At 33.7% G+C, this 25,563-nt stretch carries 30 protein-coding genes and 1 CRISPR repeat array (1 of these 31 cut by a window edge); of the genes, 27 read left to right on the plus strand and 3 right to left on the minus strand.

The annotated features are described in order from the left end of the window. Window positions 1–124 precede the first annotated feature (124 nt). From A5880_RS13370 to A5880_RS13420, 11 genes are all read left to right on the plus strand, one after another. Window positions 125–1,324 (plus strand): MFS transporter, encoded by a 1,200-nt coding sequence (locus A5880_RS13370; protein WP_086329510.1) that lies wholly within the window; start codon window positions 125–127, stop codon window positions 1,322–1,324. 42 nt (window positions 1,325–1,366) lie between these two features. Next, the gene (locus tag A5880_RS13375; RefSeq protein ID WP_086329511.1) at window positions 1,367–2,536 is read left to right on the plus strand and encodes an amidohydrolase; all 1,170 of its coding nucleotides are present in this window, start codon (window positions 1,367–1,369) and stop codon (window positions 2,534–2,536) included. Window positions 2,537–2,653: 117 nt separating this feature from the next. Continuing rightward, the gene (locus A5880_RS13380; protein ID WP_086329512.1) at window positions 2,654–2,944 is read left to right on the plus strand and encodes a DUF3784 domain-containing protein; all 291 of its coding nucleotides are present in this window, start codon (window positions 2,654–2,656) and stop codon (window positions 2,942–2,944) included. Window positions 2,945–2,970: 26 nt separating this feature from the next. Beyond that, window positions 2,971–3,222, plus strand: coding sequence for a hypothetical protein (locus A5880_RS13385; RefSeq protein ID WP_086329513.1), 252 nt, complete (start codon window positions 2,971–2,973; stop codon window positions 3,220–3,222). 58 nt (window positions 3,223–3,280) lie between these two features. Then, entirely contained in the window at window positions 3,281–3,637 is a 357-nt protein-coding gene (locus A5880_RS13390) for a DUF2200 domain-containing protein (RefSeq protein WP_086329514.1), read from the plus strand. Window positions 3,638–4,245: 608 nt separating this feature from the next. After that, window positions 4,246–4,482, plus strand: coding sequence for a helix-turn-helix transcriptional regulator (locus A5880_RS13395; RefSeq protein WP_086329515.1), 237 nt, complete (start codon window positions 4,246–4,248; stop codon window positions 4,480–4,482). A 637-nt stretch (window positions 4,483–5,119) separates the two neighbouring features. Beyond that, window positions 5,120–5,359: a type II toxin-antitoxin system Phd/YefM family antitoxin gene (locus A5880_RS13400; RefSeq protein WP_086329516.1), complete on the plus strand. Its 240-nt coding sequence runs from the start codon at window positions 5,120–5,122 to the stop codon at window positions 5,357–5,359. Window positions 5,360–5,731: 372 nt separating this feature from the next. Continuing rightward, window positions 5,732–7,462, plus strand: coding sequence for a DNA/RNA helicase domain-containing protein (locus A5880_RS13405; protein WP_218776206.1), 1,731 nt, complete (start codon window positions 5,732–5,734; stop codon window positions 7,460–7,462). Beyond that, the gene (locus tag A5880_RS13410; protein ID WP_086329517.1) at window positions 7,459–7,788 is read left to right on the plus strand and encodes a nucleotide pyrophosphohydrolase; all 330 of its coding nucleotides are present in this window, start codon (window positions 7,459–7,461) and stop codon (window positions 7,786–7,788) included. The genes A5880_RS13405 and A5880_RS13410 overlap by 4 nt, the downstream gene beginning before the upstream one ends. A 60-nt stretch (window positions 7,789–7,848) precedes the next feature. After that, window positions 7,849–8,787, plus strand: coding sequence for a putative phage abortive infection protein (locus A5880_RS13415; RefSeq protein ID WP_179190345.1), 939 nt, complete (start codon window positions 7,849–7,851; stop codon window positions 8,785–8,787). Between the two features lie 269 nt (window positions 8,788–9,056). Then, window positions 9,057–9,770, plus strand: a complete 714-nt coding sequence (locus tag A5880_RS13420) for an ADP-ribosyltransferase (protein ID WP_086329519.1) — start codon at window positions 9,057–9,059, stop codon at window positions 9,768–9,770. A 315-nt stretch (window positions 9,771–10,085) separates the two neighbouring features. Here A5880_RS13420 and A5880_RS13425 read toward each other — a convergent pair whose 3' ends face one another. Beyond that, window positions 10,086–11,333 (minus strand): IS256 family transposase, encoded by a 1,248-nt coding sequence (locus tag A5880_RS13425; protein ID WP_086329520.1) that lies wholly within the window; start codon window positions 11,331–11,333, stop codon window positions 10,086–10,088. Window positions 11,334–11,656: 323 nt separating this feature from the next. Further along, complete coding sequence (locus tag A5880_RS13430) at window positions 11,657–11,950, minus strand: hypothetical protein (RefSeq protein WP_086329521.1); 294 nt, start codon at window positions 11,948–11,950, stop codon at window positions 11,657–11,659. A gap of 1,224 nt (window positions 11,951–13,174) precedes the next feature. Between A5880_RS13430 and A5880_RS13435 the strand changes: the two genes are divergently transcribed. Together A5880_RS13435 and A5880_RS13440 are read left to right on the plus strand one after the other, a co-directional pair. After that, entirely contained in the window at window positions 13,175–13,297 is a 123-nt protein-coding gene (locus A5880_RS13435; RefSeq protein ID WP_086329522.1) for a putative holin-like toxin, read from the plus strand. A gap of 448 nt (window positions 13,298–13,745) precedes the next feature. Next, window positions 13,746–14,171, plus strand: a complete 426-nt coding sequence (locus tag A5880_RS13440) for an SRPBCC family protein (RefSeq protein ID WP_086329523.1) — start codon at window positions 13,746–13,748, stop codon at window positions 14,169–14,171. A gap of 73 nt (window positions 14,172–14,244) precedes the next feature. On the opposite strand, the gene A5880_RS13445 is transcribed toward A5880_RS13440, so the two are convergent. Then, window positions 14,245–15,042 (minus strand): LysR family transcriptional regulator, encoded by a 798-nt coding sequence (locus A5880_RS13445; RefSeq protein WP_086329524.1) that lies wholly within the window; start codon window positions 15,040–15,042, stop codon window positions 14,245–14,247. Between the two features lie 126 nt (window positions 15,043–15,168). Between A5880_RS13445 and A5880_RS13450 the strand changes: the two genes are divergently transcribed. The 14 genes from A5880_RS13450 (at window position 15,169) to A5880_RS13515 (ending at window position 25,129) form a co-directional block, all read left to right on the plus strand. After that, window positions 15,169–15,675 carry a DUF4865 family protein gene (locus tag A5880_RS13450; protein ID WP_306298339.1) on the plus strand — a complete coding sequence of 169 codons (507 nt, stop codon included), beginning with the start codon at window positions 15,169–15,171 and terminating at the stop codon, window positions 15,673–15,675. Window positions 15,676–16,035: 360 nt separating this feature from the next. Then, window positions 16,036–16,518: a hypothetical protein gene (locus A5880_RS13455; protein WP_086329526.1), complete on the plus strand. Its 483-nt coding sequence runs from the start codon at window positions 16,036–16,038 to the stop codon at window positions 16,516–16,518. A gap of 51 nt (window positions 16,519–16,569) precedes the next feature. Next, entirely contained in the window at window positions 16,570–16,998 is a 429-nt protein-coding gene (locus tag A5880_RS13460; protein ID WP_086329527.1) for a hypothetical protein, read from the plus strand. A 71-nt stretch (window positions 16,999–17,069) separates the two neighbouring features. Beyond that, entirely contained in the window at window positions 17,070–17,474 is a 405-nt protein-coding gene (locus tag A5880_RS13465) for a GFA family protein (RefSeq protein ID WP_086329528.1), read from the plus strand. 106 nt (window positions 17,475–17,580) lie between these two features. Continuing rightward, window positions 17,581–17,904, plus strand: coding sequence for a hypothetical protein (locus A5880_RS13470; protein WP_086329529.1), 324 nt, complete (start codon window positions 17,581–17,583; stop codon window positions 17,902–17,904). 468 nt (window positions 17,905–18,372) lie between these two features. Then, window positions 18,373–19,833: an amidase gene (locus tag A5880_RS13475; protein ID WP_086329530.1), complete on the plus strand. Its 1,461-nt coding sequence runs from the start codon at window positions 18,373–18,375 to the stop codon at window positions 19,831–19,833. A gap of 9 nt (window positions 19,834–19,842) precedes the next feature. Next, window positions 19,843–20,688 (plus strand): transporter substrate-binding domain-containing protein, encoded by an 846-nt coding sequence (locus tag A5880_RS13480; protein ID WP_086329531.1) that lies wholly within the window; start codon window positions 19,843–19,845, stop codon window positions 20,686–20,688. Further along, window positions 20,689–21,369 carry an amino acid ABC transporter permease gene (locus A5880_RS13485; protein ID WP_086329532.1) on the plus strand — a complete coding sequence of 227 codons (681 nt, stop codon included), beginning with the start codon at window positions 20,689–20,691 and terminating at the stop codon, window positions 21,367–21,369. Between the two features lie 115 nt (window positions 21,370–21,484). Next, on the plus strand, window positions 21,485–21,883 hold the full coding sequence (locus A5880_RS13490) for a GNAT family N-acetyltransferase (RefSeq protein WP_086329533.1): 399 nt from the start codon (window positions 21,485–21,487) through the stop codon (window positions 21,881–21,883). A 56-nt stretch (window positions 21,884–21,939) separates the two neighbouring features. After that, window positions 21,940–22,353 carry a GNAT family N-acetyltransferase gene (locus A5880_RS13495; RefSeq protein WP_086329534.1) on the plus strand — a complete coding sequence of 138 codons (414 nt, stop codon included), beginning with the start codon at window positions 21,940–21,942 and terminating at the stop codon, window positions 22,351–22,353. Window positions 22,354–22,439: 86 nt separating this feature from the next. Next, window positions 22,440–22,628 carry a hypothetical protein gene (locus A5880_RS13500; RefSeq protein ID WP_086329535.1) on the plus strand — a complete coding sequence of 63 codons (189 nt, stop codon included), beginning with the start codon at window positions 22,440–22,442 and terminating at the stop codon, window positions 22,626–22,628. Between the two features lie 128 nt (window positions 22,629–22,756). Next, a complete protein-coding gene (locus A5880_RS13505; RefSeq protein WP_086329536.1) occupies window positions 22,757–23,206 on the plus strand; it encodes a cupin domain-containing protein in 450 nt (149 codons plus the stop codon). 20 nt (window positions 23,207–23,226) lie between these two features. Then, window positions 23,227–23,787, plus strand: coding sequence for a hypothetical protein (locus tag A5880_RS13510; protein ID WP_086329537.1), 561 nt, complete (start codon window positions 23,227–23,229; stop codon window positions 23,785–23,787). An 88-nt stretch (window positions 23,788–23,875) separates the two neighbouring features. Continuing rightward, window positions 23,876–25,129: a zinc ribbon domain-containing protein gene (locus A5880_RS13515; RefSeq protein ID WP_086329538.1), complete on the plus strand. Its 1,254-nt coding sequence runs from the start codon at window positions 23,876–23,878 to the stop codon at window positions 25,127–25,129. Window positions 25,130–25,337: 208 nt separating this feature from the next. Continuing rightward, a CRISPR array of direct repeats spans window positions 25,338–25,563; the repeat unit is 33 nt; unit sequence GTCTCACTCTATTTAGAGTGAGTGGATTGAAAT; it runs 147 nt beyond the window's last position.

Genomic DNA, 25,563 nt, shown 5'->3' on the forward strand with positions numbered 1-25,563 from the left:
AATGAAGAATTATTTTAATAGAACAAACCATTTGTTCTTCATTTGGTAATACAGTGAACAAAGGAATTGAACGAGTATTTAAAAGCAGAAGAAGAAAATGGAATGTTGTTTTAAGGAGGAACTTATGGAAAAGAAAGAACCAAAGAGAACTGGCTTGTTGCTAGTTGCATTATTTTTAGGATATACCATGGTATATATTGACAAGCTTTCAGTCGGCTATTCACTCATTCCGATTTCAACAGAATTTGGATTAGAGCCAGCAGCGAAAGGAATGATCATGAGTGCCTTTTTCTTAGGATATGCGATTATGCAGATTCCGATGGGACTGGTGATTAATAAGGTTGGCTCACGTGTTGTTCTGATTGGCTCTGTTTTAGGAATGGGCTTGTTTTCTTTATTATTTGGCTTTGGGACATCATTGATTATGTTTATGTCACTGCGCTTTCTGACAGGGTTGTTGGCACATTCGGGGTATGCATCATCTGCGAGTAAAGAAGTAACAATGAATTTTCCACCTGAAAAACGGACATTTGCACAAGGAATTTTGCTGTCTTCTTCAGGATTCGCGGGATTTATTGGACCATTGGCATTATCACCGATTATTACTAACGCAGGATGGAAAAACGCTTATCTTATTTTAACGGCATTAGCAGTTGCTATAGCAATTGTTTTGATTATTGCTATTCCTAAAAATGAGAAGAAGCAAGAAAAGGAAGAAGCTGTTGCAACTAAAACCGATAAAATTTCGATTCTTGTTATCTGGTCAGATATTCGTGTCTGGATTTTATTTTTAAGCGCCTTTTTTATCAACTGTTTGTTATATGGCCTGTCTAGTTGGGTGCCAAGTTTTTTAACTGGCGAACGAGGCTTAGATTTAAATGGGGCTGCTGTGATTAGTAGTGTTGGCGGTTTGTTTATGCTGTTAGGTTCAATCGGGGGAAGTTATGTCGTTGGACGCTTTTTCCAACATAAAGAAAAAGCGATTGTTGCTATTACGGCTGTGTTAGGAGCACTTTGTGCATTTGGGTCTTATCATATGGAAAACCTTGTACTATTAGCGATTATTATGGGCTTAGCAAACTTTTTCTTGATTATTTCGTTTGTAACAATGATGAGTATTCCATTAAGAATTTTTGAAGGAGCAAAATTTGCCCCAAGTTATGGAACGCTTGCAACAGGGGGGATACTTGGTGGTTTTGTTTCACCAACTCTTATTGGAAAGCTAGTAGAAGTATCAAATGGTCAATACATTTCAACATTTATCTTTTTCTTAGTTGTTGGCTTGTTGACGGCTGTAACGATTATGTTTATTAAACAAAAATAGAGAAAAACAACAAAATCTTTTGAACTAAAGGGAGGAAGAAAAATGACAAACATTCAAGAACAAATGCCTCAAGGGGATATGATCAAATGGAGAAGACATTTACATCGTCACCCGGAATTATCTTTTCATGAAGTGGAAACGGCAAAATATATCCAAAGCATCCTAGCTGAATTTCCTAATCTTGAAGTGAACTCATTGACTGAAAACAGTGTGATTGCCACGTTAAAAGGTGATAAGCCAGGAAAGACGATCGCGTTAAGAGCGGATATTGATGCGTTACCAATCGTAGAAGAGTCAGATGTGGATTTTCCATCTGAAAATCCAGGGGTGATGCACGCTTGTGGGCATGATACTCATACAGCAATGCTGTTGGGCGCAGTTAAAGTTTTGACAGGTATGCAGGATAAAATCGCTGGCACTGTGAAATTTATCTTCCAACCAGCTGAAGAAGAACCGCCAGGAGGGGCAAAGTTATTAGTAGAAGCGGGTGTGATGGATGATGTAGATATGGTTTTTGGTCTGCATATTGCACCCAATATTCCAGTTGGAATGGTTGGAACTAGAAAAGGTGCAGCAAGTGCAGCATCTGATGTGTTTACCTTGAAGATCCAAGGTAAAGGCTCACATGGTTCAACGCCAGATCTTTCAATTGATCCAATCATGATTGGAGTAGAAATCATCAATAATCTAAATAACATTGTTTCAAGAAACATTAGTCCTTTTGACAACGCAGTAATTTCGATTGGTGAATTTAATTCAGGAAAAACAGCAAATGTTATTCCTGATACAGCACAAATTCAAGGAACGGTTCGTACGAATAATAAGGAAGTTCGTATGTTTATCAAAAAACGGATCGAAGATATCATTGACGGTATTTGTAAGATGTATGATGCGTCTTATGAGTTGGATTATTTACTAGGTTACAGTGAAGTGAATAATGACAGTGATGCAACAGATATTGTAAGAGCAGCAGCTGAAAAAGTTGTGGGCAAAGAGATGATGTTTGAAGCGCCAAAAATGATGGGCGGCGAAGATTTTTCTGCCTATACAGACGTGAAACCAGGATCATTCTTTATCTTAGGTGGTGGAACAGCAGAAGACGGGTGCGGATATATGAATCATCATCCAAAATTCAAAATTATGGAAGAATGTTTCCCAGTAGGCTCTGGTATGCATGCACAGATTATTTTGGATATTTTAGGACAAGGGTAAGTAGTATAAAAGGACTTTAACAAACTTGTTAAGGTTCTTTTTTACTTGATTTAAAAAAAAGAGTAGCATTCAATGCTAAAGTTTGGCAGAATGTAAACAAAGAAGGGGGAGTAAGGAATGTTTGATTTACTTATGATTGTTGTATTTGTCAGTTGTGCTGTACAATTTTGGCGTGGAAAATGGCTGTGGCTGATTGCTGGGTACAATACCACGAGTCACCAAGAAAAGGAAAAAGTGAATGCATCCGCACTTGGTAAAGCAATGAGTGGTCTTTTAATCATTTCTGCGGCACTGATTGGATTAATGCGCGTGTTTCCAAAGCTTCAATTGGTGGGTGTGATCGGGATCGTTATATTAGTTGGTGTCATGATTGCGTATATAAATATATCACCAAGATTTAAACAATGAAGCTATAAAAAAGGAGCTGAATAGCTATGCTTATATTAGGGATTATTTTATGCTTTTTTCTAATTGCGATGATTGTGAAAAATAGAAAGAAGCCATTTAATGATGTACCTCAAATCAAAAAGCCAACAAAAACCCTTTCTCTGGATGAAAAACTCAAGATAGAAAAGGATGAAACGATTGAGCAATTGATAACTACTATCACAAAAATCGAAAAGCAGTCCATCCATCAACTGACGACGAGTTTAAATAACTTAAAAGAAGAAAACACTAAGCTTTGATAAATACCGAACTAATTATATAATAAAGCTAAGTAATTTAACAAAGGATGGGACGCCAATGGAAGAAAAAAAACCAAAAATTTTTACAATGTCTTTTGCAAGTGTTTACCCACTATATATCAAAAAAGTTGAAAGAAAAGGGCGAACAAAAGCCGAGGTTGATGAAATTATTTTTTGGCTAACAGGCTATGATGAAACAACTTTGCAAAAACAGATAGACGACAGCGTTGATTTTGAAACATTTTTTAAAGATGCGCCAGAATTGAATCCTAATGTATCTTTGATTAAAGGCGTGATTTGTGGTTATCGAGTGGAAGAGATCGAAGATGAATTAATGCAAAAAATTCGCTATCTAGATAAACTAGTCGATGAATTAGCAAAAGGAAAAGCGATGGAGAAAATTTTGCGGAAATGATCAGTATCGGATTTGGCGTTAAATGCTAAAAAGTATCCAATTGAAAAAAATAAAAGAACTAAAACAAAATACATTGAAAGTTAAATTATAGTAATGAATTTTTTTATTGATATATTATCGACTGACAATGAGAGATATAATAGGAGAGTATAAAGTAAACAAGGGAAGTAGCTGATTTAAGCAACATGCCTACTTTGTTTATTTTACTCTTTTTTAGTATTCATTCGTTGCGATTCTTAGTAGAACATGATAAAAATTCTCTCACTGATTTCTCTTTTAATGAAGGCGTGAAGAATAATCATTTTCAAAAAGAGGCGTAATAATTGTGAATAAACACAAAAATTCGCTAAGGTCGTCATTATGTAACGTTCAAATTGCTTTTTAAAAAATATATATTGTGTAATATTTAAGTTATTGAGGTGTTGGATAAAAAATGTTTTTGCGATGTTAGGAGTTATTGAGTTATTTGTATAGTATTGAGCAGAAGAAATAAACTGGTTAGTGATTTAGTCGTTGATGCGGACTTATTCCTATGGGATGAGCAAAGCAAAATTAATGGAATATGATAAGTGGGGGCAAAAAAATCTTTTTAAAGATGGGATGGCTATATGGAGATCGGAGTATTATTAAAAGAGTGCAGGGAACGAAAAAATTTAACTCAGCAACAATTAGCTGATCAGTTTCATGTAACGAGACAAACAGTATCAAGATGGGAAAATGAACAGTCTTATCCTAACATTGATACTCTAGTCGAATTAAGCTTCTTTTTTGATTTTTCTCTCGATGAAATCTTAAAAGGAGATAAATATACGTTACAAGAAATTTCAAAAAGACGGAATGATTGAAAGTAGATATAAGGGTTAATATGAAAGTATTGATTTTATAGAAAGTAAAGTATATTTGTTATCATTTATTGTAGCTATTTTATTTTGCATTAATAGACTTTAATAATTTTTTGGGAGATTGCAAAAAAGTAATAGAAACACTGAAAACTTTTGATTATGTGATTTTCCCTAAGATGAACTTAATTCCCCAAATTAAAAATAAAAAGTCGGAAAAAATGGAAAAATAAAAGCAATCGGATTTAAACCAGCACGCTTCGATTATTTATCATTATTAAAACCTAAAAATTATTTTTTACATAATCAATAAGACAAAAAATCAGTAAGTATCCTAATTAAACATCGATAAAAAAATGATCTGTTATATCTTTTAGGAGAGCGTAACAGATCATGATATACGAGCCCACCATTTCTGCAAAAGTCGGTGGGCTTTTTGTGTTCCTTAGTTGATAGTATGTTAGGGTGTATATTGGATATTGAAGTGTTTCTTTGTATTATATTGACATTAAGAAATTGAATGCTAAAGAGGTAATAAAAAAATCTGACAACATAAATAGACTAAGCATGCCGATAGGATAAAAGAATACCAATATGAGGACAAAACATTATAATAAAAAAATGTGAATCAGGAAACAATAACATGAAAATACTAGATACGCCAATTCGCTCAATTTCTGAATTAAAGAAGGCTCCTATAGATATTATTGAAGAAGCAAAAGCAACAGAGACAAGCGTGTACATTTTGAATCACAATAAAGGTGTTGGTGTCATTTTAAGTAGTGAGCAATATGAAAATCTATTGTTAGAGAAATTAAAGTTAGAAGAAGGCTTGCTTGATTTAGAAGTTGCAGTACTTTTAAAAAGCCAAGGAAGAATATGAAAAATTGGACAGTTCTTAAAAAAATCATCGATAAAGGGTTGGATAAAATCAAACAACTTGGGAAGCTAGCTAGGGCACTGCTAAAAGGAAAGTTGTATGAGTGTAGAAAAGAGATAAATCTAGCATTTATTCTATTGCGGAAAAATGTTTGAGTGAATGAGTTGGGAAAAAGTCGTTGAGACGGATTTTATGGTGAGTGATAAAATTGTGTAGAAATTTTACTATTTGCTAGTTGCTTATTTCAGGATGATAATATAAGATGCTTTTTTATTACGCAAAATTAGTTCTTTTCTATCTATAAATTAAAACTTTCTTACATAAAAGATTCCTTATTTTGAAAATAATTGTTACAATGTGTTTGGGAGAGTGTAGATGATGAAATATGAAGATGATAGTATACAAATACAGCTCAAAGAATATGATTTTTGTGAAAAAGAGGTTGAAAAGTTAAAAGATCCTTTTGAAACCAACTATCCTATTTTGTATATCTTATATAATACGGACAAAAAGAAGATGCCAGAAGCATATGTTGGACAAAGTTACCGTTTTGATAAACGAATGTCAGAACATCTAAAAAGTAATAAGAAAAATATGATGAAGAAAATCGTCATGATTGGTCATGACACATTGAATGTATCTGCAGCATTAAATATAGAAACGAACTTAATCAGTTGTTTTGTCGCTGATGAAAAATACAAAGTTGAAAATAGAAGCCAAATCAAAGGCAGTGAATCACACAATTATTATGATAAAAGATACTATGATGAAGTGCTGTTTTCAAAAATATGGACTCGTCTTAGAGATGAAAAAATCGTTGAGCATAGCGTTGATTTTTTAAGAAATAAGGACACTTTCAAATTATCACCATTTCGTGGATTATCACCTGAACAACAAGACTTAAAAGAAAAGGTAATTGAGTTCTGTAAACGAAGCTTAGCTGATACAGAAAATGACCACCATGTCTTTTTTATTGCAGGAGAAGCAGGCACAGGTAAAAGTGTGGTTTTGAGTTCCATATTTAAAACGATTCAAGATTTAGCTGAAAAGAAAGAAAATAATAATGAGTTTGCCGATTTTAATCAGGATAATAACTATCTTTTGGTGAACCATAATGAGATGCTGAAAACATATAAAAAAATAGCAGAAAGTTTACCTAACTTCAAAAAGAAAAATTTTATGAAACCAACAAGTTTTATTAACGATATCGACAAAGGCAAACGAAAACAAGCAGACATCGTGTTAGTGGATGAATCTCATTTACTACTTTCTACGAAGGACAAATACAATAGTTTTGAATATGAGAACCAACTAGAAGAGATTATCAAAAGAAGTAAAGTCACGATTGTTGTATTTGATGAAAAGCAAGTTCTAAAGCTAAAAAGTCATTGGGATGTAGATAGTCTTGTTGAAATAAAAGATAAATACCCAGTTCATGAAGAATACCATTTAACGACTCAATTTAGAATGAAAGCAGCTCCTGAAATCGTTCATTGGGTAGATTCATTTGTGGATCGAAAAATTTTGCCATTTCCTAAAGTGACAAAAAGAGAAAAGACTGAAGTGGAAAAAAGATTTGGCGATGATGAGTTTGATTTCCGCTTTTTCTCTAGCGCTGAAGATATGCGAACGGAAATAAAAGCAAAAAATCAGAAATTTGGTTTAAGTAGAATCGTTTCAACCTTTGACTATACGCATAAAAAGGATGGCGGAAAGTATCTTGTTGAAGAAGGGGATTTTTCTGCACCTTGGAATCGTACAGATTACAAAAAAAGTTGGGCAGAAGAAGAAGCAACGATCAATGAGGTTGGATCGATTTATACAATACAAGGCTTTGATTTAAACTATGTAGGGGTGATTTTAGGACCTTCAATTGGGTATGATGCTGAAAAGAATGAGCTGAAAATCGATAGTGAAAAATATAAAGATTCAGAAGCATTCAAAAGTCGTGATGGAATCGAAAATATCGACAAAGTGAAAGAACAAATCATTTTGAATTCAATCAATGTTTTGTTAAAACGAGGAATCAATGGTTTATATATTTACGCAAGTGATGATAAACTGAGAGAGAAGTTAATGACAATTCAAAAGGAGAAATCAAAATGAACGAATTAATCAAGAAAATCAATCAATTTAGAGATGATCGCGATTGGCGACAATTTCATAATCCAAAAGATTTAGCGATTTCGATTTCTTTGGAAGCTTCCGAATTACTGGAGAATTTTCAGTGGAAAACGAGTGAGGAAGCGAAAGAAAAGAATCAAGAGAATATTGAACAGGAATTGGCGGATGTGTTGATTTATAGTTTGATGTTGGCATCTGATTTGGAGTTGGATGTTGAAGGGATTATTGAGAAGAAATTGAAGCTTAATGAGAAGAAGTATCCAGTTGAGAAGAGTAAAGGGAGTAAAGAGAAGTATACGGAATTATAGATTATTATTCTTTTTTCGAATTACTATAATAACTTATATACAATATTAGGAGTGAAAATGTTGAAAAAGAAGCAAATAAATATGCTATTTTTGTTAGTTATATTGCTAATATTTATCTTTTTACCTGATTTACTTAAACTTTATAACTCGCTTCCTTTTATAAATAAAGTAGATGGAAATATATCGTATTTTACAAGATTAAACTATGTAACTCTTGTTGTACCGTTTTTTTCGGCTATTTTAGCATTTCAGGCGTTTACAAATACATTGGAAATTCAAAAAGAAGATCGAGAGAATGAAAAAAAAATATTGGAAGAACGTAAAAAAGAGAAATATTATAATATGACACATACTGATTTTTATAATTTGCTTAATGTTTTCAGTAAAGTTCAAGAAAGCACTGATGTAAAAAAATTTATAATTTCTTTTAAAAAAGAATACAATAAAAATCTTGGATTAGTAAGTCTATCCACCTATACACAGAATCAGGCTACAGTGACTAGTATGGAAATCGGACATTATTTGAGAACGCTTCACAGAATATTAAAAACTCTTAATCAGAGATTAGATGATAACTATATTGATTATGATCAATATCATATGTTCATTGGTATCTTAAGAACCCAAATTACAGCTAAAGAATTTTTTGTAATCATATCAAACTGTATTTATAGTAAAAAAAGCAAAGGTATGGCGATTCAAATGATAGGATCAGGTATTTTTGATGACTTGTCATTGGTTGATATTTTAAACATACCGGTTGAGAATTCTGAAAAATTCACAAATGAAATAATTGATGATCTTTTAATAAAATCAGGAGTTACGGAATTAAATAAAGGCAGTGAATTATCATCCGAACACAAAATTTGTAAATTAAGTACTTTGTTAGGCCCAATAGAAAAACTGGCGAGACGTAAGTATAAGCTTGAATATATTAATTATGAGGAAAATAGAGCCTTTTACGACTCTATAGATTACAATAATTTTCCCGAAAATTAAGAAGCTACATAAAAAGTAAATATTTTAAAATACTAAAGAATAGATAGATGTCTAGCTAATTAATTTTTATTATAAAAAAACTAAATCTGTTAAATTACTATTGATATATGATTCCAAAAGTAGAAAATATTGTTATTATAACAGTTACAGGTATTGTTCCAGTACAACTAAGTAAAAGGAATTAGTAAATGAGACAATAGCAAAGTTTAAAATTAGCAATTGGAGATGTTTGGAGGGGAATAACAATATTTGATAAACTTAATATTATAATGAATAAACGAAAATATGGAGAAATCGATTGCGATAACTTTGATAAGAATGTATTTCGATCATTTACTACTCCTGAAGAATCTGATCAATGGGGAAATGAAATTTATGGCGAATGGTCAAAACAATATAGATCAGCAGTTCAGTCATTGTCAAGTCTTGAATCAGGAATATCATATTCAATAAATAAAGATCCGCTTGCATACTATTGTGGCTATTACTACAAAAAAATCAATAAATATTTAAGAAATCTTTCTTTGGACTTTGGAGAAAATCTGGATTTGGATGAAGTAAAATCAGCTTCAGACATATTACAATTTTTGCTTTCTTTTACCCCAAGGTTACCAGAAAATATAATTGTATATAAGATTGTTTCAGATGATTTTATCAATCTTCTGATAGAACATAATAAGTCAAATCCAGAAGAACCTTTTTCTGAAAAAGGTTTATTGAGTACCAGTTTGTTAATAGAAGGATGTACAAATGGTCAAACTAACGATTGTGGCTTAGAAAATAATCTTTTAAAAATTTTTGTTCCAAAAGGAATTCATGGTATTTATATACGATCTATAGAAGGGTTAAAAAGAAGGGAGTATGAATTTTTGATGCGACCAACTTTATTTTTAAGACCCATTGCTTTTCCATATTGGGATGATAAAAGGGTTAATAGAATATATGAATATGAATTAATTAGTCTTGATACTTTTGATATCTGAATAAAACGAGCTCTTGCTTGCTAATATGTGAACATATAGCTGGATATTTTAAGAAGTTTTTTGGGATAAAGCTAGTCTTTGTAAAAAAAAGTCTATTTCTGAAAAAGGTGGTTTTGTTTATAAACAAAAAGTATGTATCAATTAGGGATATTACCTATGTTTAATTAGGGTTTGTCAACTAAAGTGTGTAACTGACAAATCTAAGAACGAAAAAGAACATTAAACCATTCCTAAATAACCTTCGGTTAAAAGGGTATAAGAAAGAAACCTTACCAAAAAAGGAAAATTTGATGTTCTTTTTTGATGCGTTAGTGACTAAGAAATATATAAGCTATAAGTGTTGATGCGCTCAGAAAACTGTTCATTCGCCATTAATTGATTTAAGACCATCGGCCAATTGGGAATAAATCCAGCTGTCCATTTCTTTTCCAATTCTGTTGCTCGTAGATAAAGAAGTTTTAAAAGAGCGGTTTCATTTGGAAATGCGCCTTTTTTAGTTACTTTTCTAAAGCTGGAATGAATACTTTCAACGGCATTTGTTGTGTACATAATTTTACGCACTGCGCTACCATAATCATAAAGTTGTTCCACATGAGAAAAATTCCGTTTCCAAACCTCTACTGCACCAGAGTAGTGAGACCAACGTTTTTGAAAAGCATCAAAAGCACTTTGACAAGCTTTTAATGAAGGAGCACCATAAAACTTTTTCATTTCCCGAGAAAATTCCTTGTAGTCTTTATAAGGAACATACCGAAGCGCATTACGCACTAAATGGACGATACAGCGTTGAACGATCACCTTTGGAAAAATAGATTTTGCGCCATCTCCAAGCCCAGAAACACCATCCATAGACATAAAGAAAATGTCCTGTACACCGCGAGATTTCAATTCATCAAAAATCTGCATCCAGCGGTTTTTACTCTCGGTTTCATTCAACCACAACCCTAAAATATCTTTTTTCCCTTTTAAATCATAGCCAAGAATTGTATACACAGCGTATTCTTTGACTTCATAATTTTCTCTTAACGTCACATACATACAATCCACAAAAACAAAGGCATAACACTTCGCCAAAGGGCGATTTTGCCATTCCTCCAGTTCTGGAAGAACAGAATCGGTGATTGTAGAAATCATTTCGTGAGAAATGGAGAACCCATAAATATCATCAATGGTATGAGCGATATCTCTTTGAGACATGCCTCTGGCATACATGGACAAAACCTTTGATTCGATAGCTGAAACATCCCGTTCACGTTTCTTAATAAGTTCTGGTTCAAACGTGGCTTCTCTGTCTCTAGGTACATCAATAGGGAATTCTCCAAAGCTTGTTTTTACTTTCTTAGAGCCAAATCCATTTCTTCGATTGTTCGTTTCTTTCTCCTGTTTTGAATGAATATCGTAGCCTAAATGATGGGTCATTTCGCCTTGAAGCATTTGTTCAAATAAGGGACCAAAAATATCTTTTAGAGCGTCTTGCATGTCATCGACATTTTCAGGATTGTAGCTTTCTAGAATGGTTTTCGCTAATTCAACAGTTTTAGGATCTCTTTTCTGTCTCGCCATATTCTCGCATCCTTTCATTTTTATTTTATCTGAATTTCCTTTGCATGAAAAGAAAAACTGTATAAGTAGCTTATCTAGAATGAGCTACTTACACAGTTTATTTTACACTCTCGTTAATTATGTGAAAAAACGTATAAATTTTGAGACAGAAGTGGGCTCTCTTTTTATTAAACACGTTAATACTGAATAATCGGGGGATCAGAAACGAATTCTTCAGAAATAAACTTAGATTCATAAAATTTCTATCCCAACCTCTTTGAATAATCGTATAGTATAAACTAGGGACACTCATACCAGTGAACCTAGTTTATTTTTTATCAACATCACTTCCTCAAAACTTCACCCAAAACCTTCCTCTCCCCATCCAACTTCCTCACCTTCTCCTCCTCAATCGCCATCAACCTCAAAAACTCCTCAAAAAAAGCATGAAACAAATGCCCACAAGCATAATACTCCTTCACAACCTGCTTCTTATTAATCGGTCCTTTCCGAAACTGAAAAAAATGATCCAACACAGCAAGCGGCTCCTCCCAAGACTGCAACCGATCCAACGTATGCTGCAAATCCGTAATATCCTGATAAGGAATCACCTTTAAACTCTGACCTTCTTTTTTCACAACCCATTTCCTCCCTATTTTAAAAGCGTAGTGGGTTCGTTTAGCTCTGACAGAAAAATAGGAAAATTGATTGAGGTGCTCTTTACCTCACTCCATTTTTCGACAACTTCCTAAAAATGCTTCAATACGAAAAGCGTATTGCCCCATTTTTAGTCCAGTTGCTCAAACCTTAGCGACTTTTTATCCTCCTAACTTAACTACCAATACCGTCATCAATCCTCTAGATAAAGCCCAATCTCTCTATAAAATACAAAATCCAAACCAAAAGTTTCCAGACAGACTAGAAAATCCCAGTAAAATTAGGTACAATAAAAAGAGCTAGTGCTTTTGTGCTAGCAATTGGCAACTTGTACAGGCAGATACCACTGTCTATGCAAGGCTTCATCATGTGATTGCTGTCAGATGATGAAGTGCCTTTTTTGTTTTGCATAACCACAACTGACCAAAGAACAGAGTGGATAATGCAAAGTACAAGGTGAACGAAACGAACGTTCTCGCCTTGATTTTATATCTATCATTGATCATTTGCTTTACTTTGAAGGAAACCTCCTTTCACTAAAGTTGTAGAATAGAAAAAAAACGATATCAGGTAACATCACCCAATATCGTTTACAATAGTCCCAAAGAATCATCTACCACTTTTTCAGCATAACCCAAAGAGAATCCAAGAAACCTATAGAAAAATAGGCACACTTTAGGTACAATGAAAGAAGCTAGTACATGTTGCTAGCACTATTGGCAACTTGTTTGAGCAGATACCACTGTCTTTACAAGGCTTCAATTGTCTGGTTGCTGCCAGACGTTGAAGTGCCAATTTATTTTTATATTCTAATTTGAACAGTTCATGTCACTATGAGCTGTTTTTTGTTGCACATCACAGCGATTACTTGAAGAGCTGATGATACGCAATACTTGGGGACCGAAGAGAGAATGTCCCTCGTTCTATTCTACCACTCAAGTATATACGAAAAGAATACGAACACGCAACATAATTTTTCTTACAAATACCATTAAATAACACTCAAAATCGCTCTCTTATATATAAGGAAAAATAACAAAAAATTTTTGTAATCTTGTTTTTTATAGTCTCAAACATCTTTGAGAACAGGAAAATTATTCATTCAAAAAGTCTGGTAGGTATGATATACTTTTCATTGTAGAGAAGTTATGACGGTGGCGACTTCCGAGAGGTGGTGGTGCTTATGAAAGTGAGTACTGAAATCTATGGAGAGGAGTAGCCTTTTGTCAGCATTGGATACAATTAAACTGATTCTAAGTTTTGGTATGTTTACCATCGCTTTAATTCGTTTAGTTGTAGAATTGCTTAAAAACGACAAAAAGAAATGACCGTTCATTAACTTTAGCCAGTTAAACGATCATTTCATAATGATATAAAATACTTGCTACCGTCTTAAACGGCTCTACATAGGAGAGGTATGTTAGAGCATATCTCTCTTATCACTTGCATTATAGCATACAATATATGTTTTTACCATATCTATAGAAATGCGTTCAAAAAGATCAAGCAGCATAATTCCTTAAAATATAAATAACTGGTGTGGTTAAATATTACCTTAAGATATATATTTACTAAAGAACGATTCTCTTTGGGGAAGTACTATCGGATATGAAACGATAGCTTTCTGGTTTTAAACCAAATCAGAGTATTAAAAATTGAAACAGAGAATATACAGCAGTACGTATAACACTGTGTTGAGCTCGCTTACATGGTATACTATATACAGACTAATATACTAAAAAATCTCAACAAATAGATGCAAAAGGAGGATTTCCAATGAAGCACATCAAAAAAGAATTCTTACTTAATTGTACTCCAGAAAAAGCTTGGCAGCTTGTCGTTGATCGTAGCAAATATGAAAAATGGGCTGATGCATTTCAAGAAGGGTCAACCTATTCTGGTGAGATGAAATTGAACGAAACGGTGTTATTTGTTGATGAAACAGGGAATGGTCTGGTTTCTAAAGTTGTTGTGTTTGAACCAGAAAAAGAAATCAAATTTGCCTTTTTAGGAGAGGTTACAAATGGTAAGTATGTGGAGGTGCCTGGATTTGCGGAGATGCTTGAGCACTATCTATTTGAACCGATAGGTAACCAAACGAAAATGTTCGTGGATGTTGCGATGGATGATGAGTATTATGATATGATGAATGAATTATGGGATAAAGCAGGAACGGAATTGATAAAATTAAGCAATGGATAATAAAGAAGATAGTAGCAAAGGGTAGAATAAGAAGCAGTTTTACTGCCTATTATTCTACTCTTTTTCAGTAACACTAATTCAAATCAGGCAAATCAAGAGGAAACGTCAACTTATTTCCCGAAAGAGAATAGACATAAATAAAAACAGGGTTGCATACGATATCATTAATCAGTTGAAGATGATTAGTTGAGGAAATCGTTTTTTCAGGTAAAATTGCGATCGCATGATTATCCTCAAGAACTGAAAGAATAACATCAAGTGTATCCACCTCAACAATAGATTTATCAGTAAGGTTATTTTTCTTTAGATAATCAAGTGTTTCTATTCGATAAGGGCATTGAGTATCTCTACTTACAACAATTGTGTTGTTCAAAAAATCAGTAGTGTTCTTTTTTGCTTTTGTCCAAGAAATGGTTTCTTTCATTGTTTGAATTGTTTTCAATTCAGGAGTAGCAATGAACTTATTTACGATCATAAAATCAATCGTACAATCCAATAACTGCTGAGTCAGTTCCTTAGAAGAGCTTGTAAAAATTGAAATGTTATCTTCAAAATAATAATTCTGTAAATAATTTTTAGAAATTGTTTGGGTTGCGCCAATTCTGACTTCATTTTGCCGGAGAGAAAAATTCTTTTCTATATCTGCAACAGTGGATAAAATTTTCTCAGCGTAAGGTAAAAAACGTTCTCCATCAGTAGTTAAAGTCATCCCTTTATTTGTTCTATAAAAAAGTTTTTTGCCAAGTTCTATTTCTAATTTTGCAATTCTTTTACTGATATTTGATTGTACGTAGCCCAATTTATTAGCGGCTTTTATTGTTGAGTTAAAACGGGCTATTTCATAGAATATTTTAATATCGTCAATCTGCATGGCGCTACTATCCTTTCTGATTATTCCAATATGGAATAGTGAATATGATTTATAGCCATTATACAGCGTGAAAAGTTGTTTGTATAATAAATCTATAGTAGAAAGGACGTGTTTGGAATGAATGCTATGCAGTATAAGATTACGTTACCAAATGATTATGATATGAACATTATCAAGAAGCGTGTTTATGAAAATGGAAGCAAAACGGATGGGTTTTCTGGTTTGTTATTTAAAGCATATTTAATAGTAAATGAATCTACTAAAAAGGAATATTCTCCACTGTATATGTGGAACGATCATCAAGGCATGAATACGTTTATTTTTGATGGATTTTACGATAATATTTTAGGTTCTTTTGGTTGGCAGCATATTAATATTGCTGTGCCAGTGCATGTAATTTTATCAGATAGGATTTCAGAATCTAACTATGTACTTGAAATTGAGAATACGATTCAAGAAAAAACGAAAATGTCCAAACCTACATTTTCACTTACAGATGAAGGGAGTTTAGGAAAAGTTCTTGTTTATAATCCGGATAAATGGAAATCGGTTGAATTTTATTTTTTTACTCATAGACCAGACGAATTTGAAAATATCGGGACAATTTATGAACTTCTTCATTTATCAATGTAGAGAACGATTGTTAATTTAAATTGGACATAAAGATAGATGAAGCAAGGGCAAAGCTGCTCCGATACTTCATCTATTCTTTTTGCTTGATGAAATAAAAGACAAAACTTTTATCAATGTCACTTCTTCAAAAATACATCTTCAACCGAATAAACTCCTCAAAAAATCATGAAACAAACGCCCACAAACATAATCCTCCTTATTTTTCCCTTACAATGACAGCTTTATATAAGAGAAATCGTTCATTTTAAAAGCTTAATTAGTATGATATACTTATCATTGTAGAGAAGTTATGTCAGCGGTGACTTCCGATAATCTATTAAATACGTCAAATTTAAAAATACATTTGGAAGAAGGCATAACATGAAAAAGAAAATTTATCTACTCAGTTTTTCACTACTTTTACTAGCTGGTTTTACAACATTTATTGTTTATAATAAAACGAAAGCGCAAACACAACATAGTGAGGAAGCACAAGTCAAAAAACAAACGCTAGACAAAGAATCAATTGAACAATCCAAGAAAAAATTAAGTGCAAAAGAAGTAGAAGCATTTTCGATTGACCTTAAAAATGCTGATGCAGAAACGATATACAAAACATTTAACGAATCAAATGCAGATTCGATTATTGGTCGTTTTGAAATGTATCATGATGATTCGGAACGAATTTTAGTTTCTCCAGACGGGACGATATTATCTGGACAAGTAATTATAGATGAATATGGCACGGAAGTTGATTCGAATACGGATAAAAATAGTATATCAATTAAAGAGCTCAAAGACTTAGTTCTATTACACAAACAAAAGATTGATGAATTAGCGACTCAAAATGACTCAGTTGAATAGCACTGAAAAATAGAGAATTACGTAATGTTAGTTCACTGAAAAAGGAAAATAATGAAGAAAATCAGACCACAAAATCCAGTCTATCTTATACTTTGCGTAGTCATTCCATGGCGATTTATCAATACATACTATGTTCTAAGCGACGATAATTTCACGATAAGTCGCTATTATGCCAGAAAGAATTCAACGAGTTTTGATAGAAAAGTCGATACCTTAGACCTGAAAAAATTAGTGAAATTTGGTTTACCAAAAGATTTGGGTACAGCACTCCAAGAACCTACATGTCACGGAGCAAAAGGGACGTATATTTCTCAAGAAATTCAGTTTCTTTTTGAAGATGGAACAATTATTAGTTGGAATGTTCGTCCATATACAAAAAAACAACTAAGACAGTTAGTCGCATTAATCTATTTGAGATGCCAGGTTACGGCATGCGAGAGGTTACAAAAAGTATTGAGAATCAAAAATACGTTCAAATAAATTTAATTTTATGTTCGCTATACACTATTCGAATTTTAATTTAAAATTAATCTTGTAAGGGTGGTGAACATATGAAGCATTATAAAGGTGCATGTTTTTGTGGGGCTGTTCAATTTGAACTGGACTTAAAAAATTTCGATTTAACGATTTGTCATTGTTCCATGTGTAGGAAATTAAATGGTTCTACTGGTTTTGCCAGTTTAGAAGCAGGAGAAAGTGTTCATTTAATTGATAAAGATGGCTTATCCGTTTTACATTCTTCTACGGTAGGAGAACGTGCTTTTTGCAATCAATGCGGGACGAGTTTATTCTATCGATTTAAACCTACAAATGAATACTTTGTACCACCAGCAATCATTTCTGATTTGCCGGAAGAAAAAGTCAATTTTGTCGAAGAGATCTTCTATGATAATAAACCCTGTTATTATCAATTTTCAAATGAGACTATAAAGAAAAATGAAGCAGATTTTAAATAAAAGACAGTTGAAAATAGGTTCCCTTAGAACAAAAAGAGTTTAGGAGATAAAGCCTGAACTCTTTTCAATATAGTTGAACAAATTTAAATAAGAGGGGGACACATCAATGATAAAACAAAGCTTAAGAAAACCATTGCTTATTTGTTTGCTGTACATTCTGATTCCTTTGATACTAGGATCAATAGCAGGTATCTGGATTAAATTATCAATTTTTGTCCTCACTGCGATTATCTACGGGATTATGCTTGTTTTCATGATTCCGTCAGATGTTTTTTTCAGCAGTACATTAGATTACAATATTAAATCGGTCAATCCAAGTTATAAACACGAGACACCAGACTATATTGGAGGAACGAAGCAACAATTAATAAATTTTGCTGTTGTTGCATTAGGGTTAGTCGTTTGTTTATTGCTTATTTTGTTAAATTAATTTTATCATGAAGAATAAGTTAGTTTGATATTTTAAAAAATAGTTAGTAGTAGGAAGAAAAAAGGAAAGCACTTGAGAAATAAATGTATTGGTTTAGTAAACGAGGTTTTAGCAAATTCTAGCAAGACAATCTGTTAATTATTAATAGATGTCTTCCTTTGATAAATCTGTAAGGTTTAATAAGAAGAGCAGTAAATGAAACTCTATTAGAAGTTTGACAGTTGAGCTAGTTTTAATATAGTTTCACATGAAAGTAGGTAAAGATATAATTGCACTTTCAGAGCTAACTAGGATTCAAAAAGGTGTGATAAGCAATCAGAGTTAGCTATCGAAGGGGTTAGTCAGGGTGATTGATTAAACAGCCAAATCAAGTTATATATTCTACAAAAAAATCCATCCAAGCAAAATAAACAAAAAATCTTTCACCAACCTGTATAATAAAGTCAGCGATTTGTAAGGGGGAGGATTATGAAAGACGGTTTATATTACGCAACACAGTTTCAAGCGAAAAAGTTAAGTGTAACAGAATGGATCGATGAGCGAGCGCAACAAGTGAAAAAGCTAAATCCCGAATTAAATGCATTTGTCGACTGGGACGCTGAAGCAGCTAAAAGACAATACAAATCTAAAGGAGCAGAGAGTGGTCCTTTCTTTGGTTTACCAATCCCTTTAAAAATGTTAGGACAAGACAAAGCAGGAATGAAATCAACATCTGGTTCTCGTTTGTTCACAGAAAATCGTGCCACTTCTACAGATAATTTTGTAAAAGGTTTAGAGGGATTAGGCTTGATTCCATTAGGGAAAACTAATGCACCTGAGTTTGGTTTTAAAAATATTTCTGACCCAACGATTTATGGTCCAGCTAGAAATCCATGGAATCTTGAGTATTCACCAGGAGGATCTAGTGGTGGTGCAGCAGCGGCGGTTGCTAGTGGGTTGTTTCCAATCGCTGGGGCAAGTGATGGTGGTGGTTCGATTCGGATTCCCGCATCTTTTAGCGGCTTGATTGGTTTAAAACCGACACGAGGGACTATGCCAGTCGGACCGGATGGCTGGCGTGGCTGGCAAGGAGCTTCGATTGATTTTGCATTGACTGTTTCGATGAGAGATACAGAAACATTGTTTTATCACTTACGTGGAGTAGAAAAAGCAGCACCGTATCAAGCACCACGAGCTGAGTGGTCCCATCAATATGCTGCAGAGAAAACAGTCTTAAAGGTTGCTTTTTTAACAGAATCTCCAGTAGGCACACCTGTTTCAACAGAGGCGATAAAAGCAACCCGCAATGCTGCGAAGTTTTTGGAACAACAAGGTCATGAAGTAACTGAAATTCAATATCCAGTGAATGGTCGTCAATTGATCGACAGTTATTATTTGATGAATGGAGCAGAAACGGCTGCAATGTTTGAAGGAATTCAACAAGCCATTCAGCGACCTGTTACTAAAAAAGATATGGAATTAATGACTTGGGGGATATACCAATACGGCTTACAAATACCTGCAAGTCAGTATACACAATCACTTCAACTGTGGGATCAAGCGGCGTATAAAATGGAGCAATTATTTGAAGAATATGATGTATTATTAACGCCCACTACAGCAGATATTGCCCCTAAAATAGATGCAGAGTTACAAAGTGATCAGATTCGTAAAGACTTAGCGCAAGCGGAATCACTATCTGTTAGACAATTAAAAGACTTGATCTATGATATGTTTGAAAAAAGTTTGACGATCACCCCCTTTACTCAACTTGCGAATTTAACAGGACAGCCAGCAATTAGTTTACCAACACATATTGCTGAATCTGGATTACCGCTAGGCATTCAATTTATGGCATCAAAAGGCAGAGAAGATATTCTCTTTCAAGTTGGAAAATTATTTGAGCAAGAACAAAAATTCTTATTACCAAACGATTATCGTGAATCATAGGAGGTTCAAATGAAGAAAGTATTTGCTAGTTTAAGTATTGTTGTATTGATTTTAGTGTTAGTGGCGTGTGGTGGAACAAAAGACAAGTCAGCAGGAAATGACGAAAGTTGGAAAAAAGTGGAAGAAGCAAAGAAATTAACTGTTGCCACTTCAGGAACACTATTTCCTTCTTCTTATTATAATGATAAAAATGAGTTAACTGGTTATGATGTAGACGTCATCAAAGAAGTAGCGAAACGTTTAGATCTTGATGTTGAATTTAAAGAATACAACGTAGATGGTCAAATTACTTCTGTGAGCAAAGGCGAGTCAGATCTTGCGGCGAATGACTTTAGTTTAACTGGTGAGAGAAAGAAAAATTTCATCCTATCTTCACCAATCAAATATTCTTTTGATAGTATGATCGTCCGAAAAAGTGATGATTCTGGGATTGCTTCTCTTGAAGATTTAAAAGGGAAGAAAGCTGCAGGAGAACCCAATACAAATTATATGAAAATCGCTGAAAAATATGGCGCAAAATTGGTGACTTATGATAATGCGACGAACGATCAATACTTGACAGATGTAGCGAATGGCCGGACAGATGTTATTTTGAACGATTATTATTTACAAAAAATGTCTGTAGGTGCATTGCCGGATATTCCAGTAAAAATTTTAGAAGGTGTCTATTTTAATGCGAATTTCACAGGATTTTTAATGAAAAAAGGAAACACTGAACTAAGCAAAAAAATCGATGACACGTTAAAAGAGATGGGAGAGGATGGAACGCTGAAGAAAATTTCTGAAAAGTATTTCCAAACAGATGTCTCTGTTGAGCCAAAAGAAAAGGTAACAGAAAGTGTTTCAGTAGAATAGATGTATATACCAAAAATTGATTTTCAGTTGATGATCGACTCTATTCCCTTTCTTCTAACTGGCTTGCCTTATACATTAGGGATCAGTTTTGTCACGTTTTTGATGGGGAATGTACTAGGGATTCTTTTGACCGTTTTAGGGATGTTGCCTTCAAAAATAATTAAAGGATTTGTTCGATTTTATATCTCTTTTTTACGAGGCGTTCCAGGTTTGGTATTGTTGTTTCTTTTGTATTTTGGTTTGCCCTATCAATTGAGTGCATTGACGGCAGCTTGTATTTGTTTTAGTTTGACGAGTAGTGCTTTTATTGCGGAAATTTATCGAGGCTCAATTGCTGGAGTGGAAGCAGGACAATGGGATGCGGCGTATGCATTAGGCTTACCGTTTAAAAAAGTAATGGGCAAAATTATTTTGCCACAAGCATTTCGGATTTCGATCCCAGCTTTAGGAAATGTGGCAATGGATCTATTAAAAGGCAGTTCATTAGCTGCAATGATCACGATTCCTGATATTTTTCAAAAAGCCAAAATTGTTGGGGGAAGAACCTTTGATTATATGACGATGTATATTTTGGTCGCAGTGATGTATTGGTTGCTTTGTGTAGCAATCGGCTGGGGACAAAGTTGGTTAGAAAAACATTATGTAACGCGTTATGCAGCTAAAACAAAAGCTCGTGTATAAAAAAGTGATCAGCTATTTCTTTTTAGAGATAGCTGATTTTTTTGCTCGAAGATACATGTTTTGGTATATACTTACATTATAATGGGAACGTTTGCTTGATAAGGGTGGGAGAAAAATGATTAAAAAATTCACAACAATTGATACAGAGATAATAGAATTACTTGGACAAGCTACAGCAAGTAGTAACGTTGCTAGTGAGCTGGAAAATTATGTAAAGTCTGCGAATCGTGAACTTTATTTGAGTTACCGTGGTGAGGTATTAGTAGGATGTATTGGTATTGAAATCGTAGAAGAAAAAGGGCTTGAAATCACTCATATCGCAACGGCAAAAACGCATCGATTCAAAAGAGTTGGTAGTGACATGATTGACTACATAAGAAAAGTCTACTCGCCTTCAAAAGTAGTTGCTGAAACAGATAATGACGCTGTAGACTTCTATAAAAGTTATAGATTTGAAATCTTTAGTTTAGGAGAAAAGTATCCTGGCGTGGAACGATTTAATTGTGTATTGTGAACGTTTATAAAGGTTAAGTAAAATTCCAAAGAAATTTAATAGAAAAGGAGCAAGACATGGAGAAGTATGTGATGAAAGTGGAAATTCCAGAAGTAGATGAATATCTGGCTTTGCGAAAAAAAGGAGGATTATCAAAACGAGGAAAAGAAGCAAGTGCAATTGGTTTAAAAAACAGCATCTATTCGCTGACTATTAGGAAAGAACAGAGCGGCGAGTTGATTGGAATGGGACGAATGGTTGGAGATGGAGGAACGGCTTATCAATTTGTTGATATCGTTGTTGATCCAAACGCTCAAGGAAATGGATTGGGGAAACAAATAGTAGAACATTTAACCTCTTACGCTAAAGAATCGATTGATCCATTCGCTTATATTAGCTTGATAGCGACTTGTCCGGCAAATAAATTGTACGAAAAGTATGGTTTTATTGAAACGAGTCCTAAAAGTTTGGGTATGTATTTAAAAAGATAAAGAAAAAGCTTATGAATGGTTTCTCTCCTGGTGAATCATTGATACAATGAATATAGGTTGAATTTAAAAAAAGGAGGTAGAGGGAATTGTTGATTTTGTTATTCGTCTTATCGACAGTCGCTTTTGTTGCAACAGTGATCATGCAAACAATGGTGAAAAAAAATAGAATGGGAGAAACATCATACGGTGTTTTATTAATGATTCAAAGTGCTTGTATAGGAGCAATTTTTGCCATTCTAGCAGTATTAATTTTCAAAGGTAGAACATTGAATTAATGGGCTGGGAGAAGAAGTCTTTCTTTTGATGTTTTCAAGGAGATTATTTGAGAGGTGTGCGTACGCTGCAATTACCTCTCTTTTTTATCTAGTTAAGTGTTTCTATACAAAAAAAGGAGGGGAAACCTATGGATGCAAGTCATAAGTCAAAAAAGCATCAACCTAATATAGTAAAGCAAACAGAAGCTATATCCATAAAAAAAGCGAATGGAACCGAGGTTGACTACTATTTATTTGATGCGTTTGAAATTCACACGAATGTTATTCCTGCTGGGTGTGTGCAAGATTGGCATGTGCATAAAAAGATTGAGGAAATTATTGTTATAAACAAAGGTTGTATTCTTTTAGAATGGTTAGAAACGGATATTATAAAAGAAGAAGTCCGTAGTGGTGAAATAATACGTATGAATAGCAGTATTCATCGTATATCCAATAAAGGGGAATCAGAAGCTATCTGTACAATTTTCAGATTTGTGTCGCCTATAGAAGATCAATCCGAAGTTATTAAAAACGACAAAAAAAGCTACTCTTCTGAAGAAATCAAACAGAAAATACTAGCTAATAAAACGATTTTATAAGTGTTATCAAAGGAGAAAATATGAAAAATAAAAAACAAAAATCTTTTTACATCAATTTTATCTGGATTGGCATTTTGCCATGCATTATGGGATTATTTTTACTGGTTCCAGCTCTTATTATACAAGTCATGCCTATTACAGAGACAAATTTTCAGTTCTCTATAAATGGTGTTGCTCAACCTTATACACAAGAAAATGTCCAACACATGCGTCATATTTTCTTACTTGTGTTTGGAATCATTGGTATGGTGCCAATTCTTATCGGAGCTACGTTGCTTTTCTGGAATTATAGAAAGAAAAAACAACGCCAACTATTGAAAGAGCAAGGACTTGCTCTTCGCGCAGAAGTCGCTCAATTTACGTCTTCGTCCATTCAGATAAATAATCGCTTTGCGACACGGTTACTATGTTCTTATACAAACAAGCAAGGAGAAACCTATCTTTTTAAGAGCCAGTTTTTGAGAATGGATCCAACACCTTTTTTACAAGATGGGCAAGTTACAGTTTATTGTGATCGGGAAGATAATATAAAGTATTTTGTTGATGTAGATGGTAGTGTAGATAGAGTCTATGAACTATAAATAACAACAATTGCAAAGTTTCCTATTTACGTCTTCTTGAAAGAATGAGATAATAAAGCTGGAAATTTTAATTTTGGAGGAGAAGAAGTTGGGAGATTCATTAGTTCAAAATCAGTGTACATCCTGTGGGGGAGCAATCACTGATCCAAATGTAAAACACTGTCCTCACTGTGGGACAATGCAAGATGTTATTCAGGCATCTATCGATGAGAAGAATAGACAAGTTGAGCTTTGTCCAAATTGTGGTTCACCTGTGACCTTTAACATTGAAAAACAGCAGTTTGCCTGTGATTTTTGTCATTCAACATTTACGACAAAAGCAGAAAAAGAATTTGATAATTTAGCTTTTGAAGCAGATGAGTTAGTACCTTTTCAAGTACCAGAAGGTTTAGCGAAGATGAAATTCTATGAATGGTTGATCAAGGGTAAAAATGTTCCGTTGGATATCTTGGATCGGTCATCTAATATTACACTTGAACAGATATACATTCCATATATGAGTGCATCTATTGAGTATGAAGGTTCATGGGGAGCGGATATTGGTTACAACAGAACTGAAAAATATACTGATTATGAAACAAAAGAAGACAAAAATGGCAATAAATATTCAGAACCTGTTACTAAAACGAGAACAGTGACTGATTGGAATCATGCCAGCGATATTTTTAGCGGATCTGCCTTTACAAGTTACCTAATCAGTAGTGAATTAACGGGTGCGGCTGAAACATTTGTTGAAGCCTTTGATTTTGAAAAGATTTTAGCAAACATCACGGCATTTGATGACCATTACACAGCAGGAACTCGTCAATTACGAATTTCACCTGAAAAGGCTTCTGAAAGTATTCGTTTGGTGAGAGATTTCGCTCGTGAAGCCGCAGAAGAAGAAATGCTTGATATATTACCTGGTGACCGGAATAAAAATGCGAAACTGACAACTTTTAGTTATGAGTTAACGTCGAAATATGTCTATGTTCCATTTTGGAAAATCAGCTATAAGTATGAAGGAATCGATTATTTTGTAGTTGTGACAGCTTCATCGAAAGAAGAAATAACAATGGATGGATCAAGACCTACAAGTGAAGAACATTCTGGTTTTGAGAAGAGTTTGAAGAAAAAAGGTCGCTTTGGCCTATTGGGCGTATTAATATCACTTCCATTATTTTACGTGGATATGGATATTTTACATGGGCTAGGTTTTGTCTTGTTAATTGCTGGTATGGGCGTTTGGCTGTATTTTGCTGTTCAACGATTTAGATTCAATCATTCAAATAAGAAACAACTAAAAAGCAGCTTGGAAGAACATATGGAATATAAGAGTTTGGCGCAAAAATACCAAGTTTAAATATAATATAAAAAGATGTTTGTAATTGTTTTTTTAGTAAGTATTTAATGGTGCGGATCTTAAGTGCACATAAAATCACTGGAGGATTCGCACCACTATTTGCTGGAATTAAACGAAATAAACGTCTTTTTTCTCATTGAAATCTTATTTTTGGTGTTGTTTTTGTGGAAAAGGGGATTTTTTATTTTAAATATACTACTTTTTCACGGTCTCACTCTATTTAGAGTGAGTGGATTGAAATTTTGTTCTTGTTCCACGAATCCGCGAAAGGCGCAAGTCTCACTCTATTTAGAGTGAGTGGATTGAAATTCAGAGCAAGTCAGTTACTTCTTTAGACGGTCAGAGTCTCACTCTATTTAGAGTGAGTGGATTGAAATATATTCTAAAGTTGCAGAACTAAAATCAATAATATGTCTCACTCTATTTAGAGTGAG

Origin of the sequence: Enterococcus sp. 4G2_DIV0659, from assembly GCF_002140715.2 — a bacterium.
Classification (GTDB): domain Bacteria; phylum Bacillota; class Bacilli; order Lactobacillales; family Enterococcaceae; genus Enterococcus_L; species Enterococcus_L mansonii.

Bases quoted from the DNA above. Each gene is read 5' to 3' on its own strand.
- A5880_RS13370 (WP_086329510.1), top strand. From the start codon at position 125: ATGGAAAAGAAAGAACCAAAGAGAACTGGCTTGTTGCTAGTTGCATTA.
- A5880_RS13375 (WP_086329511.1), top strand. From the start codon at position 1,367: ATGACAAACATTCAAGAACAAATGCCTCAAGGGGATATGATCAAATGG.
- A5880_RS13380 (WP_086329512.1), top strand. From the start codon at position 2,654: ATGTTTGATTTACTTATGATTGTTGTATTTGTCAGTTGTGCTGTACAA.
- A5880_RS13385 (WP_086329513.1), top strand. From the start codon at position 2,971: ATGCTTATATTAGGGATTATTTTATGCTTTTTTCTAATTGCGATGATT.
- A5880_RS13390 (WP_086329514.1), top strand. From the start codon at position 3,281: ATGGAAGAAAAAAAACCAAAAATTTTTACAATGTCTTTTGCAAGTGTT.
- A5880_RS13395 (WP_086329515.1), top strand. From the start codon at position 4,246: ATGGAGATCGGAGTATTATTAAAAGAGTGCAGGGAACGAAAAAATTTA.
- A5880_RS13400 (WP_086329516.1), top strand. From the start codon at position 5,120: ATGAAAATACTAGATACGCCAATTCGCTCAATTTCTGAATTAAAGAAG.
- A5880_RS13405 (WP_218776206.1), top strand. From the start codon at position 5,732: ATGATGAAATATGAAGATGATAGTATACAAATACAGCTCAAAGAATAT.
- A5880_RS13410 (WP_086329517.1), top strand. From the start codon at position 7,459: ATGAACGAATTAATCAAGAAAATCAATCAATTTAGAGATGATCGCGAT.
- A5880_RS13420 (WP_086329519.1), top strand. From the start codon at position 9,057: ATGAATAAACGAAAATATGGAGAAATCGATTGCGATAACTTTGATAAG.
- A5880_RS13425 (WP_086329520.1), bottom strand. From the start codon at position 11,333: ATGGCGAGACAGAAAAGAGATCCTAAAACTGTTGAATTAGCGAAAACC.
- A5880_RS13435 (WP_086329522.1), top strand. From the start codon at position 13,175: ATGGAGAGGAGTAGCCTTTTGTCAGCATTGGATACAATTAAACTGATT.
- A5880_RS13440 (WP_086329523.1), top strand. From the start codon at position 13,746: ATGAAGCACATCAAAAAAGAATTCTTACTTAATTGTACTCCAGAAAAA.
- A5880_RS13445 (WP_086329524.1), bottom strand. From the start codon at position 15,042: ATGCAGATTGACGATATTAAAATATTCTATGAAATAGCCCGTTTTAAC.
- A5880_RS13450 (WP_306298339.1), top strand. From the start codon at position 15,169: ATGCAGTATAAGATTACGTTACCAAATGATTATGATATGAACATTATC.
- A5880_RS13455 (WP_086329526.1), top strand. From the start codon at position 16,036: ATGAAAAAGAAAATTTATCTACTCAGTTTTTCACTACTTTTACTAGCT.
- A5880_RS13460 (WP_086329527.1), top strand. From the start codon at position 16,570: ATGAAGAAAATCAGACCACAAAATCCAGTCTATCTTATACTTTGCGTA.
- A5880_RS13465 (WP_086329528.1), top strand. From the start codon at position 17,070: ATGAAGCATTATAAAGGTGCATGTTTTTGTGGGGCTGTTCAATTTGAA.
- A5880_RS13470 (WP_086329529.1), top strand. From the start codon at position 17,581: ATGATAAAACAAAGCTTAAGAAAACCATTGCTTATTTGTTTGCTGTAC.
- A5880_RS13475 (WP_086329530.1), top strand. From the start codon at position 18,373: ATGAAAGACGGTTTATATTACGCAACACAGTTTCAAGCGAAAAAGTTA.
- A5880_RS13480 (WP_086329531.1), top strand. From the start codon at position 19,843: ATGAAGAAAGTATTTGCTAGTTTAAGTATTGTTGTATTGATTTTAGTG.
- A5880_RS13485 (WP_086329532.1), top strand. From the start codon at position 20,689: ATGTATATACCAAAAATTGATTTTCAGTTGATGATCGACTCTATTCCC.
- A5880_RS13490 (WP_086329533.1), top strand. From the start codon at position 21,485: ATGATTAAAAAATTCACAACAATTGATACAGAGATAATAGAATTACTT.
- A5880_RS13495 (WP_086329534.1), top strand. From the start codon at position 21,940: ATGGAGAAGTATGTGATGAAAGTGGAAATTCCAGAAGTAGATGAATAT.
- A5880_RS13505 (WP_086329536.1), top strand. From the start codon at position 22,757: ATGGATGCAAGTCATAAGTCAAAAAAGCATCAACCTAATATAGTAAAG.
- A5880_RS13510 (WP_086329537.1), top strand. From the start codon at position 23,227: ATGAAAAATAAAAAACAAAAATCTTTTTACATCAATTTTATCTGGATT.